This window comes from Clostridium sp. UMB9555A (assembly GCF_030222355.1).
In the GTDB taxonomy this organism is placed as follows: domain Bacteria; phylum Bacillota; class Clostridia; order Clostridiales; family Clostridiaceae; genus Sarcina; species Sarcina perfringens.
In genome coordinates this window covers 584,619-602,181 of record NZ_JASORQ010000002.1, presented here as the reverse complement: position 1 = coordinate 602,181, position 17,563 = coordinate 584,619, and the positions used below count along the sequence as shown (strand labels likewise).

16 protein-coding genes are annotated in these 17,563 nt (G+C 28.4%); 12 read left to right on the top strand and 4 right to left on the bottom strand.

The features are described 5' to 3' along the window. The first annotated feature begins 98 nt into the window (after positions 1–98). From QP548_RS07995 to QP548_RS07980, 4 genes are all read left to right on the top strand, one after another. On the top strand, positions 99–410 hold the full coding sequence (locus tag QP548_RS07995) for a hypothetical protein (RefSeq protein WP_003474413.1): 312 nt from the start codon (positions 99–101) through the stop codon (positions 408–410). Positions 411–604: 194 nt separating this feature from the next. Beyond that, on the top strand, positions 605–2,368 hold the full coding sequence (locus tag QP548_RS07990; protein ID WP_061427066.1) for an McrB family protein: 1,764 nt from the start codon (positions 605–607) through the stop codon (positions 2,366–2,368). A gap of 3 nt (positions 2,369–2,371) precedes the next feature. Next, a complete protein-coding gene (locus QP548_RS07985) occupies positions 2,372–3,685 on the top strand; it encodes an McrC family protein (RefSeq protein ID WP_061427068.1) in 1,314 nt (437 codons plus the stop codon). 248 nt (positions 3,686–3,933) lie between these two features. Further along, positions 3,934–4,317: an SdpI family protein gene (locus tag QP548_RS07980; RefSeq protein ID WP_004457141.1), complete on the top strand. Its 384-nt coding sequence runs from the start codon at positions 3,934–3,936 to the stop codon at positions 4,315–4,317. A 90-nt stretch (positions 4,318–4,407) separates the two neighbouring features. Here the strand turns inward: QP548_RS07980 and QP548_RS07975 are convergent, their stop codons facing one another. Next, positions 4,408–4,965 (bottom strand): flavin reductase family protein, encoded by a 558-nt coding sequence (locus QP548_RS07975; RefSeq protein ID WP_061427070.1) that lies wholly within the window; start codon positions 4,963–4,965, stop codon positions 4,408–4,410. A 735-nt stretch (positions 4,966–5,700) separates the two neighbouring features. Here QP548_RS07975 and QP548_RS07970 point away from each other — a divergent pair. Continuing rightward, positions 5,701–6,483 carry a lysozyme inhibitor LprI family protein gene (locus tag QP548_RS07970; protein WP_061427072.1) on the top strand — a complete coding sequence of 261 codons (783 nt, stop codon included), beginning with the start codon at positions 5,701–5,703 and terminating at the stop codon, positions 6,481–6,483. A gap of 17 nt (positions 6,484–6,500) precedes the next feature. Here QP548_RS07970 and QP548_RS07965 read toward each other — a convergent pair whose 3' ends face one another. Continuing rightward, positions 6,501–8,174: a MutS-related protein gene (locus QP548_RS07965; RefSeq protein ID WP_061427074.1), complete on the bottom strand. Its 1,674-nt coding sequence runs from the start codon at positions 8,172–8,174 to the stop codon at positions 6,501–6,503. A gap of 170 nt (positions 8,175–8,344) precedes the next feature. On the opposite strand from QP548_RS07965, the gene QP548_RS07960 reads away from it, so the two are divergent. Together QP548_RS07960 and QP548_RS07955 are read left to right on the top strand one after the other, a co-directional pair. Further along, positions 8,345–8,647: a hypothetical protein gene (locus QP548_RS07960; RefSeq protein WP_061427076.1), complete on the top strand. Its 303-nt coding sequence runs from the start codon at positions 8,345–8,347 to the stop codon at positions 8,645–8,647. Positions 8,648–9,035: 388 nt separating this feature from the next. Further along, positions 9,036–9,983, top strand: a complete 948-nt coding sequence (locus QP548_RS07955) for a hypothetical protein (protein WP_061427078.1) — start codon at positions 9,036–9,038, stop codon at positions 9,981–9,983. A 218-nt stretch (positions 9,984–10,201) separates the two neighbouring features. On the opposite strand, the gene QP548_RS07950 is transcribed toward QP548_RS07955, so the two are convergent. Then, positions 10,202–11,005, bottom strand: coding sequence for a CPBP family intramembrane glutamic endopeptidase (locus QP548_RS07950; protein ID WP_061427080.1), 804 nt, complete (start codon positions 11,003–11,005; stop codon positions 10,202–10,204). 283 nt (positions 11,006–11,288) lie between these two features. Here QP548_RS07950 and QP548_RS07945 point away from each other — a divergent pair, with 283 nt between their 5' ends. The 3 genes from QP548_RS07945 to QP548_RS07935 all read left to right on the top strand — a co-directional run bounded on the left by QP548_RS07945 (position 11,289) and on the right by QP548_RS07935 (position 13,193). After that, positions 11,289–11,666, top strand: coding sequence for an ASCH domain-containing protein (locus QP548_RS07945; RefSeq protein WP_061427082.1), 378 nt, complete (start codon positions 11,289–11,291; stop codon positions 11,664–11,666). An 81-nt stretch (positions 11,667–11,747) separates the two neighbouring features. Then, positions 11,748–12,542 (top strand): M28 family metallopeptidase, encoded by a 795-nt coding sequence (locus tag QP548_RS07940; protein ID WP_158024736.1) that lies wholly within the window; start codon positions 11,748–11,750, stop codon positions 12,540–12,542. 39 nt (positions 12,543–12,581) lie between these two features. Next, positions 12,582–13,193 carry a hypothetical protein gene (locus QP548_RS07935; RefSeq protein ID WP_061427084.1) on the top strand — a complete coding sequence of 204 codons (612 nt, stop codon included), beginning with the start codon at positions 12,582–12,584 and terminating at the stop codon, positions 13,191–13,193. A gap of 115 nt (positions 13,194–13,308) precedes the next feature. Here the strand turns inward: QP548_RS07935 and QP548_RS07930 are convergent, their stop codons facing one another. Further along, the gene (locus tag QP548_RS07930; RefSeq protein WP_061427086.1) at positions 13,309–14,535 is read right to left on the bottom strand and encodes a M20 metallopeptidase family protein; all 1,227 of its coding nucleotides are present in this window, start codon (positions 14,533–14,535) and stop codon (positions 13,309–13,311) included. A 406-nt stretch (positions 14,536–14,941) separates the two neighbouring features. Between QP548_RS07930 and QP548_RS07925 the strand changes: the two genes are divergently transcribed. Both QP548_RS07925 and QP548_RS07920 read left to right on the top strand, forming a co-directional pair. Next, positions 14,942–16,588 carry a peptide ABC transporter substrate-binding protein gene (locus tag QP548_RS07925; RefSeq protein WP_061427088.1) on the top strand — a complete coding sequence of 549 codons (1,647 nt, stop codon included), beginning with the start codon at positions 14,942–14,944 and terminating at the stop codon, positions 16,586–16,588. Positions 16,589–16,614: 26 nt separating this feature from the next. Next, positions 16,615–17,562 carry an ABC transporter permease gene (locus QP548_RS07920; RefSeq protein ID WP_061427090.1) on the top strand — a complete coding sequence of 316 codons (948 nt, stop codon included), beginning with the start codon at positions 16,615–16,617 and terminating at the stop codon, positions 17,560–17,562. The last annotated feature ends 1 nt before the right edge of the window (position 17,563 follow it).

Below are 17,563 nucleotides of genomic sequence, written 5' to 3'. Positions count from 1 at the left end.
CTTTGGATTTCAATAGTCGGTGCTATTTTTTGTGGAATTATAGCTGTATTTATTGAAAATAAAGAAAAATAATTATATTTATTATGGAGAAATTAGTAATGGGAAAAGGTAGCGTTGAAATAAATATTGATAGAGTAATATTTATAGGCTTAATAATAGAATTTATTTGTACAGCATTTATATTTTTTAACTTTACAACACTTTATGAGAATTTGAACTTAATAATAGATTGCTTAATGATTTTAAATGTAATTATATTTATACTTAGTATAATTTACTTTAAGTACAATAAGAAATTAGCTTTAAGATATATCATAATAAGTTTAATATTCTTTTTCTTTTCAGATAAATCAATGTATAGCTTAATACTAGTTATTATTTTAATAATGCAAGGTAAGGGAATGTACTAAAAACAGAAAATAATTTTAAAAGAGAATTGAATTTTTCATTCTCTTTTTTTATATTTATTTATAAGATAAGAATTTTTATTTGGGGTAAATTATTTATAAGATAAATATAGGATATAAAATTATGGAACATATAGATAGAATGTTGCATAGGTGGATTATTTACAAATTGAAAATTATATAGAAGGTGTTTTTATATGGATAAGATAAAGAATGAAGTTACTAAGGAAGTTAAGGGTCTTACAAAAGAGGATTATTTAAGCATATTGGAATTTTTAAAGAATCATGCAGGGGAAGAATATAGTAATCCTGAAAATGAGGAAAATATTGAGGAAAAGAATAAATATATAGCTTTGAGAGAAGAGGCACAGGAGACTTTAAGTAAATTTAGAGCTATTGGAGATTTATTTAAAGAAGAGGGATTAGTTTATGAAAAAAAGGGAGCTTCAAAGTGGTTAGTTGCTGCAAGGGTTACGAGGGTTAGAAACTATCTTTGGATTGAGCTTAAGGAATCAGAGAAGATTGGTTTTTCAACTAGCATATCCATATTTGCAGATAAGATTGAGGAGGGAAATAAGCTTAGATTTAGGGTGGTTTTAGAAACTAAAGATTTAAAAAGCGATGAAGGGGACTATGTTAGACATTTTAGATTTTTAGAGGAGTTAGATCCTGAGGAGGATAAGTTTGAGTACTGGGATAATTATAGTGATTATAGTTATTTAGAGAGAGGAAAAACAAGTGATATAAGGGCTTTAATACAGGATGTTAAGGAAAGAAAAGAGTTAAAACTTCAAATAGGAAGAACCTTGTATTATGAAGATGTTAAGAGAATTAGCAAAGATGAAATAAGAGAGTTTTTTGAAGATGCAGTTATGGAGCTTAAGCCTTATTATGACTTAGCTGTTGAAGGAGAGTATTCCTTATCAAGTGAGGAAGAGCTAGGAATTAATGAGGAGGGAGAAGAGTATTTAGAAGAACCAAAGATTCTTAAGGTGAAAAATCAAATTCTATATGGTCCTCCAGGAACAGGAAAAACTTATAATGCCATAAATAGAGCTTTAGAGATTATTGAGTTTAAAAAGTATAAAGATTTAATAGGGAATGAAGGGGAAAGAGAAAAAGTAATTAAAGTTTTTAATGAACTTTTAGAGGAAGGACAAATAGCCTTTTGTACATTTCATCAAAGTTATGGATATGAGGATTTTGTGGAAGGCCTAAGAAGCAATGAAAGTGGATCAGGATTTGTTCCTAAGGATGGAATTTTTAAAAAGCTTTGTAGAAAAGCTTCAAAAAGTCCTAAAAACTATGTGCTTATTATAGATGAAATTAACAGAGGAAATATTTCTAAAATCTTTGGAGAACTTATAACCTTAATAGAGGATGATAAGAGACTTGGGGAGAAAAATCAGCTTAAGGTTACTCTTCCATATTCTAATGAAAGCTTTGGAGTGCCAAAAAACTTGTACATATTAGGAACTATGAATACAGCAGATAGATCCATAGCCTTACTAGATACAGCCTTAAGAAGAAGATTTGAGTTTTTTGAATACATGCCTAAAGAAGAAATTTTACCAGAAGATGCTTGTGGGATTAATTTAAGAGAGTTTTTAAGGGTGATTAATGAGAGGATAGAATACTTATTTGATAGAGAACATACAATTGGACATTCTTACTTTTTAAAGGAAGAACTTACCTTTGAAGAGTTAGTTGCCATAATGAAAAACAAGATTATTCCTTTGGTGCAGGAGTATTTCTATGGAGATTGGGAAAAAGTAGAACTAGTCCTTGGAGGTACTTGTAAAAAGGGAAGAACTAATAGATTCATAGAAAAGAGCAGAATTGACACAAGGAAACTTTTTAAGGGAATGAGAGTAGATTCTTATGGAGAAGAGTATAAGTATTCCATAGTGGAAAATCCAGAAAAAGAGGCCTTTCTTAATATCTATGAAGATGAGGAATAGACCATGAGGCATATAATTATTAAGGAAAGCTATGAATCCCTTAGGATTGTAGATGATTTTTATGATTATGAAGAAGAAGATTTTTATGGGAATTATGGCTGTGAAAAGATAATAAGCATAAGAGAGGCTCATGAACTTTATAACTATGCTATTTCTAAAAAGTTAGATATGGATAATATCCTTTGGGAAAGGGATACCTTAAGGTTCATAAACTATGTTGGATACATAAGACTTTCAACAGTTTCCATAGAAATACTTCCTAAAATAAGTCTAAATGACAGTGCAGAGCTTGAAAGAAAAGCCCTTTTAAATATGCTTTCTAAGTGTGGAGTTTTGAAGGTTAATTATTCAGAAATTAGTTCATTGAAATTATATAAGCAAAGTTTGAATGAGATACTGGCATATTTATTTAGCAAAAAACTCCAGAAAGAACTTGGCAAAGGAGTCTATGGGGAGTATGTTTATATTGAGGAGAATATAAATTCCTTAAAGGGAAGCTTAAGAGTTCAGGAGCAGATTAAAAACTTGGCTTCCTATAGTTCAAAGGCTTTTTGTAGATTTGAGGAATTCTCTAGGGATAATAAATTAAATAAGATATTAAGCTTCTTTGTGAAAGAAGTCATGAAGAATGTGAAAAATAAAGAAACCTTAAAGCTTTTAAGAATTTCAGAGATGATTTTAGGAGAAGTTGATGAAAGAAGTATTACCTTAAATGAGGTGAATAATTTTAGTTTTAACAGGTTGAATAAACCCTTTGAGGATGCTTTTACCTTAGGAAAGATGATTGTTTTAGGAGAGTCAGCCCTTGGAAATTTAGGAGGAAATAAGGCTTATTCTATACTTTTTAAGATGAATGAAATCTTTGAAATTTATATAGGAAAGCTTTTAAGGGAACTTCTTTATGAAGAAACTGTTCATATGCAGCATTCAAAATACAAGCTTTTAATAAAGGAAGAAAGCAATAGAGGAGTGTTTAAACTTATTCCTGATATAGTAATTGAAAAGAATGGAATAGAGAGGGTAATAATAGATACAAAGTGGAAGAGTGTAGAGAGTAAGTTTAATAGGCATGGAGTTAAGAGAGAAGACCTTTATCAAATGTATGCTTATCTTACTAGATATAAGAATGCAAGTACAGTTATACTTCTTTATCCTTATAATGAAAGAATAGAAAGTGAAGATGGAGAATACTTAGAGTCTTGGTATTTAGAGGATGATCAGCATAAAAGGCTTAGAGTTTATGCAGTAAACCTTAAAAATGAGAAAGAAACTTTAAAATCCTTAGATAAAATAGTTAGAAAGTACCTTGAAGAATAAGTTAAGTTAAAAGTTTAGTCTTTTAAAGTGGTTTTAGATTTATTAGGATAAGTCCTTTAAGAAGAGGAGTTAAAAACTCTTTATTCTTTAGAAAAAGAAGAGAGTAAAGAAAAGTTAAAATACTTAGGGGTTTAGGAAAATAGGGGGAAATATCTTTAGGAATAATTAAGTTGAAAGTGTAGAATGTTAACTTAAGAGGATGTAAAATGAGTTTAGTGAATAAAGGTGATTAAAGGGGGAGATAGAAAATGGGATTTTGGATTTTTATGATGGTTATGGAATTATTAATACCACTTATAATGATTATTTTGGGTAAGCAATTTAGCAAAAAGGCACCAAAGGAAATTAATTATTTATTTGGGTACAGAACTTCAATGTCTATGAAAAATAAGGATACTTGGGAGTTTGCACATAAATATTGTGGAAAGCTATGGCTTAAAATAGGATGGATTATGTTTGTGGTATCTTTTATTATTATGTTATTTGTCTTTGGAAAAAGTGAACAGGTTATAGGAACCTGGGGCGGAGCACTTTGTATGGTACAGATGGTAGTTTTAGTTGCTTCAATATTTCCTACAGAGAGAGCTTTAAGGAAGAATTTTGATAAGTATGGCAATAGAAAAAATGTGTAGTTTTTTATTTATTGATTAGTCTTGATTCATTAAACAAATTATAGGTGGATTGTCCACCTATAATTTTTTATATAAGAACTTTGTAAATTACTATTTGATATTTTTTCCTATGTTAAAGGCATTTCCAATAAAGTCACCTATTTCCCAATAATTATTGTCCATAGAGTAAATAAGGGGATTTATCTTCTTTGTATCTGGAAAACCATTTGTGAGTAAGTCTTGGTTAACATAAGTTTCTATTATTTCCCCAATAAATACTTCCATATCATAAATTTCAATTACCTTTGTTACTTTACATTCCATATTTATTGGACATTCCTCAATTAGTGGAATTTTATCATTACTTTCATAAAAACACTTAAAAATATGTGATTTATCAATGTTATTTCCTGAAACAAGTCCGCAATAATCAACTTTTTCAACTAAATCTGCTGAAGGTATATTAATACTAAACACTTGATTTTCTCTTATGCCCTTATTTGTATAATGATTCTTTTCCATTGATATATAAAGAACAGCAGGGTTAACGCTTATTATTCCGCAGTTTCCTATAGTTGCAAAATTAGGCTTATCATTTATAACTGTGCCTATTAAAACTGATGGTATAGGATAAACTAAAGGAAGTTTATTAAATTTAACTTTTGACATTTTACCACTCTCCTAACCTTTTTATTCCATATAAATATATTAACTTATAATTGTTCTAAAAAGTAGTATTAATATATAAATTAGAACAGTTCCCCAAATAGTTCTGAAAAGTATTTTAGTTTTTTTTACACCTCTTTTTTGCAAACCCTTATCTTCATCAAAGGGAAATATTATATTCAAAGTAACATTTAATAATAGAAGTGCCATGAGAAAATGTCTTTCTATAAGAGTATTTGTAGAAAAGAAAGTGATATTAATGAATAGAAGTAAAAAAATTATTATATATAGAATTTTTAATGGAGTTTCAGTTTTTTCTCTTTGTTTCATATATTTTTAATATTTAATATTGCAAGGCTCAGAGCAGCAACAGCTTTCACTTGTTCCTTCATATGTTTTATCACAGTATTTGCATCTCTTAAGTATTAAATCATCCATAGATTAACTCCTTATAAACTAGAAGATTTCTGCTTTATAGATATTATAATTCTAAGAAACCATGAAGATTCCTTTTTATATTTGATATTACAGTTATTGTAAAGTTGATTTTTGATATATTGTAAAAAATATAAATAAAAAATAACTATTTTTAAGTATATGTTAATAATTGTTATAAATTAGAAAAAAATAGATTGGATTTAAGGTTAAATAGAAAATTAGAGTAAGAAATTAATATTTGTAATTGGTATATAATTGAAAAAGTAAAAGGAATAAATACATTTTAAAAGGAGTTATGATATGAAGAAGAGAAATTATTTAATTAGTTTATTAGCTGTGGTACTTAGTTTAGGCGTTTTAGTTGGCTGTGGAGATAAGACAAACACTTCTAATGAAGGGGCTTCTGTAAATAGTTCAGAAAATAGTGAGACTGCTAGTTCAAAAGATTCTGCTGATGTGGCAAAGGATAAGGGAGAAGCAGATAAAGCACAGGCTAAAGAAGATTCTAAGGCTAAAGAAGCTACAAATAAAGATGAGAATGAAAAGAAAGAAGAGAATAGTAATAATGATAGTACTACTAAGGAGAAAGAGACTTCTAAAGTAGATAATTCTAATAGCAAGGAAAGTAAAGGAGCAAGTAATTCTTCTAAGAATGATGAAAGTAAGAGTACTTCTTCTAAAAAGGAGAATACAAAGGCTGAAAGTAGCTTGTCTAAAGCAAAATCAGAATATCTTCAAAGGATGAAAAATATAGATAGTGAGTCTAAGAAGTTAGATAAAGAATATAAAACTGATGAGGGATCAACACAAGGAGGAATGAATATTATTAGCGGAAAGCAAGCTAAATTATATGATGATGAGTTAAATCAAATTTATGATTACTTAAAACAAAATTTAAGCAAAGAAAAGGCTAAGGAACTTGAGAAGAGTGAAATGGCTTGGATTAAAGAAAAAGAAAGTAATATAGCTGAAATAAAGAAACAATATAATGGTGGTTCAGTTCTTCCTCTTATGGTAAATTCAGAAGTTGCAAAGGAAAGCAAGGAAAGATGCTATTATTTAATAGATAATTATATGAATTAGAATGGATGGGGAAAGTTTTAAAGCTTTCCCCATTTTTCAGTTTCTATGAAATTATTATATACTTGGTTTGATAAGGAAACCACTTCATTATTAAAGTCCATTGCTTTAAGGAGTTTTAGAGCATTTTTTGTATTTGAAGGCCCTTTTTTCAGTTTGTAATCAAAGGTTACCCCATCCTCTGTAACAGTTTCACTGAAGTGAAAGTTTTCATAGGTTTCAAGGATTTGAGTTAGTTCCATATCATGAGTGGCTACTAGCAATATTCCATTGGTGCTTTCAGCATATTTTAATATGGAGGCTGAGGCAGAGATTCTCTCTATGGTGTTTGTCCCTTTTAATATTTCATCAACAAAGGCTAAAACTCTAATTTCTCCATTTAAAGAGTCAAGGAGCCTTTTTAGACTTTTTATTTCTGCAATGAAGTAGCTATCACCAGCTAGAATATTATCTTTTATTGCCATAGAGGTTACAACCCTAGAAAACTTGCATCTATATTTTGAACATAAAGCGGTGTTTAAACTTTGAGCAAGTATGCAGTTTAGAGCTACTGCTTTTATGAAAGTAGACTTACCAGAGGCATTTGACCCTGTAAAGAGAATATTATTCTTTATAAGTATGGAGTTTTTAACAGGATTATCAATAAGAGGATGGTATAGATTTTCTAGACTTATATCATCACTTTCAATAAATTCTGGGATAGTGTATTCACTTAGACTTTTTCTATAGTAAGCAAGGCTTAAGGCAAAATCTAACTTGGCCACTATATCATATATCTTATAAAGATTCTCCTTGTTTTTCTCTAAGATTTTAACTGAGTTTTGGTAAGCTATAATATCCACCATAAAAAACATCTTTATGTAATCAAAAATAATATCAATATCAGTAAAGGCATTTTCCTTCTTTTGAAAGCTATTACCATAAATTTTAACCATATTTAAAGCCTTGAAGTTATGAAGGGCAGAGCTTACTTCATTTTTAAAAAACTCAAAATCCTTATCCTTAATTTTAGAGAGACTTATACAAAGATTAATATTATTTAATAGATAAATCATAACTTTAAACCTATCTTCCAAAAATATTTTTTCACTTTGGTATGATAATATATTTATGCATAGAAAGATAAAGCTAAGTATAAGACCAACCTTTGTGTAAATAAAGGATAAGAATATTGAAAATATAAAACCTAAAGATAATAAGGGGTATTTATAATAACTAGGTATTTTGCTAAACTTAGGATTGTAAATGAAATTAGTTAAGTTAAGGTCATTTAACTTACCAACTTTCATTAGAAGTAGTGATACTTTATTTCTTAAATCTTCATTGATGGTGAAGAGATTTATAAGTTTTTCTAAGCTTGTCCACTCATCTTCATTGTAACTAATTTCTCTAAGTTTATAGTATAAATAGGCTTCTCCTAAGCTTGTCTTTGTGTAGTTTATACGCTTAAAAACTGTATCCATATCTAGATCATTCCAAATTAGTTCATCAATTGATTCACCAGAGGATTCATTTTTCTTACGAATTTTATAGTGATTTTTTAGAAAGGTCATATCAAAATCTTCAAGATAATCCTTAGGCTTGTGTCCAAAACTTTCATTTAAGCTTTTAATAAATTTACCTTTGGATTTCATGTTGTAATAAACCACAGATAAAATAACTATGATTATTCCAATAAAAATATATAACTGCATTTGTTTGTTTCTCGCTTTCTTTTTAATTTTCTTTAGTTAATGTAAAATCACTTACTATTCTATCATAATTTTCCATATAGAGTTGATTTTATTGTTTAAAAATGTATAAGTTGTAAATAAAATTTAAATATATTATAATTTGTTTAAAAGAAATGTTAGGAGCAGAGCTTATGAAAGAGTTTTTTTGGGATATTTTACCCGCTATATTACTTGTAATTGTTTTTTTTATAGTTTTAAATGATTTTAGGAATAATAAAAATTTAAAAAGGAATAAAAGATATTCTAAAGAATCAGACGATATAAATAAGAAAGAAGGAAAAAGAGTAGATTATATGTCTATTGGAATGTGTTTTGGAGTAGCAATAGGTATATTTTTTATAAGAAAATTTGGATCAATTGCGCTTACTTATGGAATTCTTTGTGGAATGTTACTTGGAAAGTTTGTGGGGGTAATAGTTAAAAGAAATTTTTAAGAGAGAGAGAATTGTACAAGTCTTATAAGGAAGATGTTGATGAATTGGTAGGAGAAGTAGGTATAAGAGGGGACAGACAAGCTTTAGAAGCAATCTATTAATTTAATAGGAATTTTATAGTATAGTTTATAAAGAAAAGAAGTGATTTAATTTTAGGTTAAGTCACTTCTTTTTTTATTTTAATAGTACTATTAAATGTTTTATCATAAGAAGCTCTTTTAATTGAGTTTTAATTTTTGAAGATATACTTTAGAAAATTTAATTTCATGATAGTTTTTATTATAAATTTTGCTTTAATTAAGTGTAAAAATCTTTGGAAATAAATCATTTTAATTTGATTATAAGGTAAAATTTTATGGTAAGAAGCTTAAGGGGTGAGGATTAAATTATGAGAAAAAATATTAAATCATTAATAGGAGAGAATTTTAAGAAAGGAATAATAGTAGGAGTTTGTACCTCAACTTTATTCCTTGTAGGTTGTGTAGAAGGAAATAAAGAAAGTTTAGATAAACATAAGGGAGACAAGGTAGAGGATACTTCAGGAAAAGAAAAGGAAAAAGATGATTTAAAGGAAGTATTGGTAAGTGAGGATGAAAAAAGAGAGTCTGATAAAAGAACTTTATCTTTAGTGTCAGAGATTATAAATGAGAGTTTAAATGAAATTAAGGTTATATCAAGGGATAATACTAGTGAAAAGTTGGAGGATATAGAATTTGAACTTGCAAGTGTTATGGAGAAGCAAAATGAAAGATTAGAGGATTTAGTAGAAAAAATATATGATGAAGATTTATTAAGTACTTTTAAGGAGTATATTAAGGGGAATGAGCTTAGAGCAAAATATTACAAGGGATGTAGTGAAAACTATATGGAGGTTATGGATTATGGTAGTGAAGTAGCTGAAATCATAGCTATAGCAATATGTAAAATGGTTGATGAATATGGGTTGGTTATAAATGAAGAGAATATGGACTTTTATGAGAATTTTAAAGAGAAAGTAGCTTATTTAGATAAAAAAGAGGATTATAAGAAGATTGCAGAGGAATTGATTTCTAAGGGGGAGTTTAAAGTTGATTTAGAAGAGGATGAAGTAATAAAATCATGTTTTGATGAGGATAAAGAGGTTTTTAAATATAGCAAGATTGTAGAAAATACAAGTGGAATTAACTTAGATTATATAGCCTTTAGCATTAATGGAAAATTAGAAAATGGAAAGATAGAAGAATTTCCAAGCGTTTTGATAGGATTTAATAGTGGTAAGAGCGATGAAATAAAATTTTATACTACAAATAAATATGAGTCAATGGAAGTTGAGGTAGAATGGGTTTCTTTTAATTAATGATTTTAAAATATAATAGTGAATAAATATTTTTGTGTAGATAGTAAGAAGATGTAAGGCTAGAGGAAGTTAAGGGTTTTTATAGGTAAGAGATTATTACAAAAATCTAACCTATAAAAACTTAATCTTTATTAATATTTTGTTTTAAAGAGAATTTAGAATATAGTTTTTATTTTGAATCCTTTGAAATTTAACTAGTAATATTGTCTTTTAGGGGCTTAGACTTTACTTTCTTTGTAGAGTTTTCTCAATAAATATATCATTGGAATTATGGAAAGTACTTGTATTATAGAAATAAATGTTGAAAGTGGCTCAGGGGCAAAGGTAAGCAAATTATTTAGCATATGTAAAAACATTACAATAGGAAGAGAATGAGTTTTACTATATACAAAAGCCCAAATAAGCCCACTAATAAAAGTATATACAATTTGTATTGGCTGCATATGAGCTAGTCCAAATAATAATGCAGATATAATTATTGGAAAGGCACCACCTTTATATTTAGCAACTTCGTTAAAGATTATTCCTCTAAAAATAATTTCCTCAACAATTGGAGCAAATATTACCACTGATATAAAAGCAAGAATAGTATTGCCAGTAAATATTTCGTTATGCTCAATAAAATCTTGTAAGCTACTTTTGATAAGAGGAGAGTACTTTGATATAAATTGTACAAGAAAAAGCCATAAAATTGATATACCGCTATCACCAAGAGAAATTAAAGCATATTTTCCAAAGGCGTTTAAGGACATAGGATTATTAATCTTTGGCACATTAAATTCCTTTTTTCTATAGGTTTTAGTAAAGAAATATATTCCTAAAATTTGAGTAATACAGTTTACTGTGAGCATTGTAGTGTCATTATGAAAATTTATCGAAATATCTGTTTTAAATACTAGATTTAATACTAGAGAAATTGGTACAAGGATAAAAATTGCTAAAAATTCTATTCCTATATAAATAAATATTAATGAGAAAATACTTTTCGTAAGTTCTAGTGTTTTATTTTCAGATAAAGTCACAAATAGCCCTCCTTTGAATTGTTTTATATGAAATATTTTAACATTATTTAACATAATATTCAAATATTATTAAAATATAGAATGTGGCTTTAAATTATTTTAAGTGTATTTTAGTTTTGTAACTTCATTGATCTTAAGTTAAATATTGTAAGAGAATTTTGGATGGATTATATTTAATATAGAACATATTAGATTATATTAAAAAAGTTAAGGATGAAATGGAAAAAGAGGATATATAAAATTATTAAGATTAAATATAATTTGAACTTAAGGGGATGGTAAAGTGAAGACACATGTTATGAATTTAAGTCCAGATTCATTTGAAATGATAGAAGTTGGAATAAAAACAATAGAAATGCGATTATATGATGAAAAGAGAAAGAAAATTTCAAAAGGTGATTACATAAAGTTTATAAGTACAATGAATGATAATAAACAGTTAGAGGTTAAGGTAATAGATATTTATAGGTACAATAATTTTGAAGAATTATATAAAGAATTCAATAAAGTAAAACTTGGCTATAGGGAAGATGAGATTGCACATTATACTGATATGGAACAATATTACTCAAAAGAAGATATAGATAAGTATGGTGTAATTGGAATTGAATTAGAAGTAGTTAATAAAAATCATAACTTGTTTTATAACAATATTGAATAATTTTAATTTAATAAAAGAGAGAAATAAAAATAATTAAGTGAGATTTTGATATTTAGCATGTTAAGTGTAAGGGAGAATATTATGTTGGAAAATGTAAGATTAATTTCAAAAGTTAATAAAGTTGAACGTAGAGAAGCTTTAATTAAAATACTTAAGAAAAATAATTTGAAATATAAAATACAGCATGAGAAGTTTGGGAATCATTTTGTTGACAACATAATTGTTACTTTCAATAGTGAAATAAAATTGCCTAAACTGGTTATTGGTGCACATTATGATAATATTGAAGGAAGTTGTGGGGCAAATGATAATGCTTCGGGAGTTAGTATTTTAATAGAGGTAGCTAAGTATCTTAAATTAAATAGAGCTAACATGCCTATTGATCTTGTATTTTTTGATAGAGAGGAATATGAGGATAGGGGAAGTGAACAGTATATTCTTAGTGCTGGGAGAGAAAACATATATGCAATGATTAATATTGATACTTGTGGGTTTGGAGATATGATGCTTATAGGGCCTGAAAAGAATTTAGGAGCAATGAAAGAGAAAAAAATAATAAGTGAAGGATTATTAGATAAAGAATATATTGAGATTATAAAAAGAACTCCAGGTTCTGATGATATAAGTTTTGAAGCTGAAAATATACATAACATATCTATTGGGGTAGTTCCTAAAGAGGATGTGGAGATAATACAAAAGCTTATTAAGTTAGAAATTGAAAATAGGATTCCAACAAAGGAGCTTATACCTAATCCTCCAAAGTTTATGAGTACAGTTCATAATGGAGATAAAGATTGTATTGAAATAGTTGAAGAGAGTTCTATGAAAATAGTATTAGATTTTATTATTAATATACTTGAGGAAGTAAGATTTTAATATATTATTGGGTTTAGTAATTTATCTAGGGGGTAATAGGTGAATAGGAGAGTTAATTTTTCGCGTGTGATATTTGTTTTAATCATAGTCAGTATATTAGTAGTATCTATAACTTTATCAAATAAAAGTGGGAAATACTTGATTATAAATGATGAAAGCTTAAAAGCAAAGATTGAGATTTTTTTTAAAAACTTTTTTAGGTTTGAAAACTTTGATAGGGAAATAGGTGATTCTATTGACACATCTAATGTTGGAATGTTCTTTACTATGACTGATGAGAGATTATTGTATATATATGAAAAAAGGTTTTGGGTAAACCTTAGAGAAAACTCTGAAAAAAAGAATATAAATTATGATATTGAGATTAAAGAAATTTATGAAGGTGATAAAGGTGAATTAAAAGTTTTGTTTGAGTATAGCAGAAGTTTTTATTCTCTTATTAGGAGTAAAGAATGCAAAGAACAAACTTTATATGAGGCAATTTTATTAAAAAATAAAGAGGATTTTAATATAGAAAGAATATATGAGGCTGAATCTTTAAATAGGGATAGTTTATTAGATCTTTTTTATAGTAAAGATAAGTTATATGAGAAATATATTGAAGATGAATTCATTAAATACAAAAATTTATCTAGGATGATGTCTTTATAATAAGATAAAGTTTAATAACATGAAATTATGAATCTTTGTAGTAAAAGAGATTGTAGGGAATTTTGTGTGAAAACAAAGTTCTCTACAATCTCTTGTAAAATTCTTATATTAAAATTTATTTATGGTCTTGAAGCCAACGCATTGCTGTGTAGGCGTAAACTGCACTACCACTAGATAAAACTTCTTCGTCGAATTTAACCATTGGGTGGTGTTGTGGGTATGGATATCCTTTGTCTGGGTTTCCAGCAGCTAAAACTAACATGATAGCAGGGATTTTTTGGCTTATGTAAGCAAAGTCTTCTGAGCCAGAGGTTTTAGCAGATTTTTGATTTCCAGCCATAGCATTTAGTTTGGCAACAGAGAATGTTTTATCTTCCCCTAAAAGTTCTTTTATGTATTTTTCAGAGCATATAGTTAAGTCTTTATCGTTAACTAAGGTTGGGCATCCGCTTCCCCAAATTACCTCAGCTGAAGCTCTAAAGGATTTTGCAGTATATTCTGTAATTTCTTCAATTCTTTCTTTTATAAATGAGCGTGTTTCTTCATCAAAAGTACGAATAGTTCCTCCCATAGTAGCTGTGTCAGGGATTACATTGGCAGCAATACCAGCATTCATTGTTCCAATTGTTAAAATTGCTTGATCGCTTATGGCAAGTTCTCTAGCATGAATTTCTTGTAATGCGATTAAAATGTGAGCAGCTACATTAAGTGGGTCAACTCCAGTGTTAGGCATAGAACCATGACATCCTTTTCCTTGAACCTTTATTTCAAAATAATCAGCAGCTGGAGCTCCAATTCCAGGTACAGGAACAATAACAGTACCTGCATTAAAAGGCATTCCTGCCATTACATGAATCATTAGTGCCTGATCAACCTTTGGATTTTCTAATACTCCTGCTTTAATCATATCCTTAGAACCTTCAAAAATTTCCTCAGCAGGTTGGAACATAAGTTTAACAGTTCCTTCAATTTCATCCTCATGTTTTTTTAATAATCTTGCAGCACCAAGCATCATAGATGTGTGCATATCATGGCCACAGGCATGCATTTTTCCACTTTGGCAAGAAAACTCAACATCTGATTCTTCTTTAATTGGTAAGGCATCCATGTCACCTCTGATTAAGAATACCTTTCCTTCCTTTTTTCCACCTGCTAAAGCAATAAGTCCTGCTTTTCCACATTCTATTGGCTCATATCCCATATCAATTAACTCTTTTTTTACAAAGGCAAGAGTGTTTTTTAAATCAAATCCTGTTTCAGCATGTGAGTGTAAATATCTTCTGTTTGAAACAATAGTTTCTTGAAGTAAATTAGCTTCTTTTAGTAATTCTTCTGGTGTCATTTTTGTTCTCCTTTCAAAGTTTTTTGTATATTATTATTATTTTATCATATTAATAAATTTAAATCATTTTCAAAAACTTTAGTAAGCTGGCTTAGTATCCCATTAATTAAGAATACAAGCATTATTAAAAATTGTATATTAAGAAAGTATAATTTAATTAAGGGAGATTTACAACTTTGACTATTATTAAAAACAAAATATTAAAAGAGCAAGCTTTTATAATTTAATGCTAGTTAAGCGTATCTGAAATACGTAATTAAAAATATTTATATTATTTTAAAATAGATAAATATTAAAATTTTTTAAATATTTTAAATATTTAATCTTATAAAAATTCACAAAAAATACATAATTGAGTCGTATTATTTTAAACAAAATATCAGCAATAAGAAATGGGGGCATTAAAATGCAAAAGAAAAAATTAATTATTACAATGTTGATGCTTGGGGTTACTGCATCATTATTTGTAGGCTGTGGAGGAAATAAATCCAATCAAGAATCAGTAGATAATGGGACATTGAGGTTAGTTAGCCAATCGATAAAAACAATGGATTCTGTTAAGACAGCTGATTTATATTCATCTAACATAGTCCAAAGTACTCAAGAAACATTACTAATATATAACAATAATAAACCGGTACCTGGGGCAGCAGAATCTTATGATAAAAGTGATGATGAGAAGACATACACATTTCATTTAAGAAAAGGATTAAAATGGAGTGATGGCAAGAATCTTACTGCAAAGGATTTTGAGTATGCATGGAAAAGACTGTTGAATCCTAAGGTTGGAGCAGAGTATTCCTTTTTTTTATTTGATGTAAAGAATGCTAAGGAATATTTTAATGGTAAGGTTAAGAGTGAAGATGTTGGAATAAAGGCAATAGATGATAATACACTAGTTGTTACCCTTGAAAATCCGGTACCATACTTTGATCAGTTGGTTGCAAACTCAGTTTTAGCACCTCAAAGAGAAGATGTGGTAGAGGCACAAGGAGATAAATATGGTAGTGATCCATCAAAACTGGTTTATAGTGGACCATTTACAGTAGCAACTTGGCAAAAGGGTTCTAAAATTGAATTAAAGAAAAATCCTAATTACTGGGATGCTAAAGATATAAAGTTAAATGAAGTAGATTTTATGGAAGTTAAAGAACCAAGTACTATATATCAAATGTTTGAGAATAATCAATTAGATGCAATTGGCGGAAGTGGAGAATATTTAGCTAAACTTCAACAAGGTACAAAGGATGGAAAGTGGAATGAGGTTACTGGAAGTTCACCAAATGTATCATATTCTTTATATAATTTAAATGGTGAAAATAAAGCTTTAAAAAATCCTAAGGTAAGACTTGCTTTATCAATTGCGTTTAATAGAGAAGGATATACTAAAGATATATTAAAGAGAGGAGTTCCAGCATATGGACTTATTCCACAAGGAATAACTTCTGAAGGAATTGATTATAGGGATAAGGTAGAACAACCTTTAAAAGAAGTTATAAACGAAAATCCAAAACAATTATTAATTGAAGGATTAAAAGAAGCTGGAGTAGATCCAGATCCATCAAAACATACTTTTAAGCTATTGTTATCATCTAGTGATTCAGCCTCAAAGAGTCAAGGTGAATTTATGCAAAATACATGGAAACAAAAGCTTGGAGTTAATATAGAATTAGTAACTTCAGCAGATTTCTCAGACTTTTTAACTAAAAAACAAAGTGGAGATTTTGAAATTACGGCTGAAGGATGGAACGCAGATTTTAATGATCCAATAACATTTCTTAATATATTTTATAAATCAAATCCAAATAATTCAGGAAAATATGATGATGCGAGAGTAAATGAATTATTAGAAAAATTAAAAACAGAAACAGATAATAAGAAGAGAATTGAGATGTATAAAGAAATCGAGCAAATAGAAGTAGTAAAGGATCCAGTTGGAGTTCCTATAAGCTATGGAGATGTTCATTCGTTCCAAAAGAAGAATGTAAAAGGGTTACAACTTCTTAAGTTTGGAGGAGTAGAGCAATTAAGATGGACATCAATTGAAAAGTAACATAAAAGCTTAAGGAGGAGAATCAAATGGTTAAGTATCTTTTAAAAAGACTGGCTTTAATGATAGTTACTCTATTTGTAATAATTACTGCAACATTTTTCTTAATGAACAGTATGCCAGGAAATCCAATAACATCTCAGGCAAAAAAATTACCTAAAGAAGTTGCTAAAAATATGGAAATTAAATATGGATTAGATAAACCTGTCAATGAAAGATATGTAATATACATGAAAAATCTTTTAAAAGGAGATTTAGGAGATTCATTTGTAACACCAGGAACTGGTGTAGAGGATAAATTAAAGGATAATTTTCCAGCATCAGCTAGAATAGGATTACAATCAGTAGCTTTTGGATTAGTTATTGGTGTATTACTTGGAATTTTAGCAGGGTTTAAAAAAGAAACTCCTGTAGATTATGTGGTTATGTTTATAGCAATACTTGGTGTATCAATACCAAGTTTTGTTTTAGCAACATTAATACAATTAACTATAGGAGGAACAGATGGAATACCTATTGCAGGATGGTATGATAGTTCAATGCAATTTATAGAACAATTTAAATTTACAATTTTACCTACAATAGCATTAAGTTTTGCAGGAATAGCAACATATGCAAGATATATGAGAGCATCAGTATTAGAGGTTATAAGTCAAGATTACATCTTAACAGCTAAGGCAAAGGGATTGTCTTCATTTGCTATTTCTATAAAACATATTTTAAGGAATGCTATATTGCCAATAATAACTATATTGGGTCCTCAAATAGCAACAATAATTACAGGAACAGTTGTAATTGAAAAAATATTTGCTATACCAGGTATAGGAAATGCTTTAATTGATGCAATATATGCTAAGGACTATAACATCATAATGGGCTTAACTGTTTTCTTTTCAGCCCTTTATATTCTTTCAATATTAATTGTTGATATTTTATATAGTGTTATAGATCCGCGTATTAAGATTGATGGAAAGTAGG

Bases quoted from the DNA above. Each gene is read 5' to 3' on its own strand.
- QP548_RS07995 (WP_003474413.1), top strand. From the start codon at position 99: ATGGGAAAAGGTAGCGTTGAAATAAATATTGATAGAGTAATATTTATA.
- QP548_RS07990 (WP_061427066.1), top strand. From the start codon at position 605: ATGGATAAGATAAAGAATGAAGTTACTAAGGAAGTTAAGGGTCTTACA.
- QP548_RS07985 (WP_061427068.1), top strand. From the start codon at position 2,372: ATGAGGCATATAATTATTAAGGAAAGCTATGAATCCCTTAGGATTGTA.
- QP548_RS07980 (WP_004457141.1), top strand. From the start codon at position 3,934: ATGGGATTTTGGATTTTTATGATGGTTATGGAATTATTAATACCACTT.
- QP548_RS07975 (WP_061427070.1), bottom strand. From the start codon at position 4,965: ATGTCAAAAGTTAAATTTAATAAACTTCCTTTAGTTTATCCTATACCA.
- QP548_RS07970 (WP_061427072.1), top strand. From the start codon at position 5,701: ATGAAGAAGAGAAATTATTTAATTAGTTTATTAGCTGTGGTACTTAGT.
- QP548_RS07965 (WP_061427074.1), bottom strand. From the start codon at position 8,174: ATGCAGTTATATATTTTTATTGGAATAATCATAGTTATTTTATCTGTG.
- QP548_RS07960 (WP_061427076.1), top strand. From the start codon at position 8,345: ATGAAAGAGTTTTTTTGGGATATTTTACCCGCTATATTACTTGTAATT.
- QP548_RS07955 (WP_061427078.1), top strand. From the start codon at position 9,036: ATGAGAAAAAATATTAAATCATTAATAGGAGAGAATTTTAAGAAAGGA.
- QP548_RS07940 (WP_158024736.1), top strand. From the start codon at position 11,748: ATGTTGGAAAATGTAAGATTAATTTCAAAAGTTAATAAAGTTGAACGT.
- QP548_RS07930 (WP_061427086.1), bottom strand. From the start codon at position 14,535: ATGACACCAGAAGAATTACTAAAAGAAGCTAATTTACTTCAAGAAACT.
- QP548_RS07925 (WP_061427088.1), top strand. From the start codon at position 14,942: ATGCAAAAGAAAAAATTAATTATTACAATGTTGATGCTTGGGGTTACT.
- QP548_RS07920 (WP_061427090.1), top strand. From the start codon at position 16,615: ATGGTTAAGTATCTTTTAAAAAGACTGGCTTTAATGATAGTTACTCTA.